This window comes from Bacillus sp. JJ1127 (assembly GCF_036965845.1).
Classification (GTDB): domain Bacteria; phylum Bacillota; class Bacilli; order Bacillales; family Bacillaceae_G; genus Bacillus_A.
The window spans coordinates 1-1,070 of record NZ_JBALQK010000414.1 but is presented as its reverse complement, the minus strand read 5'-3'; the positions used below and the strand labels follow the sequence as shown (position 1 = coordinate 1,070).

At 31.3% G+C, this 1,070-nt stretch carries 3 protein-coding genes; 1 reads left to right on the top strand and 2 read right to left on the bottom strand.

All coding sequences use genetic code 11. The features are described from left to right. Positions 1 to 33: 33 nt before the first annotated feature. On the top strand, positions 34 to 420 hold the full coding sequence (locus V7183_RS25335; protein ID WP_097898072.1) for a GyrI-like domain-containing protein: 387 nt from the start codon (positions 34 to 36) through the stop codon (positions 418 to 420). Between the two features lie 92 nt (positions 421 to 512). Here V7183_RS25335 and V7183_RS25330 read toward each other — a convergent pair whose 3' ends face one another. Beyond that, positions 513 to 803 carry a hypothetical protein gene (locus V7183_RS25330; RefSeq protein ID WP_335361257.1) on the bottom strand — a complete coding sequence of 97 codons (291 nt, stop codon included), beginning with the start codon at positions 801 to 803 and terminating at the stop codon, positions 513 to 515. After that, positions 803 to 1,027 carry a helix-turn-helix transcriptional regulator gene (locus V7183_RS25325; protein WP_097898070.1) on the bottom strand — a complete coding sequence of 75 codons (225 nt, stop codon included), beginning with the start codon at positions 1,025 to 1,027 and terminating at the stop codon, positions 803 to 805. Before V7183_RS25325 ends, V7183_RS25330 begins: the two co-directional genes overlap by 1 nt. Positions 1,028 to 1,070 lie beyond the last annotated feature (43 nt).

The window sequence follows — 1,070 nt, the reverse complement described above, 5'->3', positions numbered from 1 at the left end:
TAAAATGAATTTATATAGTAGGAGGAAGTATAGATGAATAAAGCAATTACTGAAAAAAATATTTATGGAAAGAAAATAAGAACAAATAATCAAAGTACAGATGCCATATTGAATTTGTGGGAAGAATTTCTTCGTTTAAATTTAAAAGGTGATATATATGCTGTTTATAATAATTATGTAAGTGATTTTACAGGGGATTATGATTTGCATATTGGCACGGAAGAGAAATGGAATGATGAAAGTAGTGTCATCATTCCAGCAGGTAACTACCATGTTGTAGAAGTAGATCATACTGATCCAAAAGGTGTGTTTAACGCTTGGGTGGATATTTGGAAAAGTGATATAAAAAGAGCATATAAAACGGATTTTGAATTTTATTCTAAAGATGGTAGTATAAAAATATTTCTGTCGGTTGAATAAGTAATCGTAATTCGTATAAAGTAATTTTTTAAACTACTGACCGGTTCCTTAGCGTACAAGGAACCGGTTGTTTTATGTCTAAATGTTTTGGATTATACTCGTCTTTTTAATACAGTAATGGTAATAGCATTGCTAGCCATAACAATAGCAATCCACGTTGTCACATATACTTTCATAAATTCTAAATCTACATTTCCATATCTAAACAGAAGACTTTGAGCGACAAAACCAAAGAGAAGGAAAATAAAAGCTACATTGAAAGATTTTCCGAGAATTTGTTGCCCTCGTTCGTCTTTACCTTCTGAAAAGACAAAACCTATAAAGATTCCAGTTGCAATAACAAAAATGATTGTTGCAATGATGAAAATTGTATTCCCTAACATCATGATTCCTCCTCTAAGTATTGAAAAATGTCTGTAATCTCGACTTCGAATAGTTTTGCAATTTGAAAAGCAAGCATAAGTGATGGATTATATTTGTTACTCTCTAAAGAGTGGATGGTTTGTCTGCTAACTCCGAGCATTTCCGCAACATACTTTTGTGACCAACGTTGTTCAGCACGCAATAAATATAAATTGTTTTCTAACTTTCCTTTTTTACTACCCATACGCACCTCCGGATGAATAAAATAAATTACTTATGTAATATAT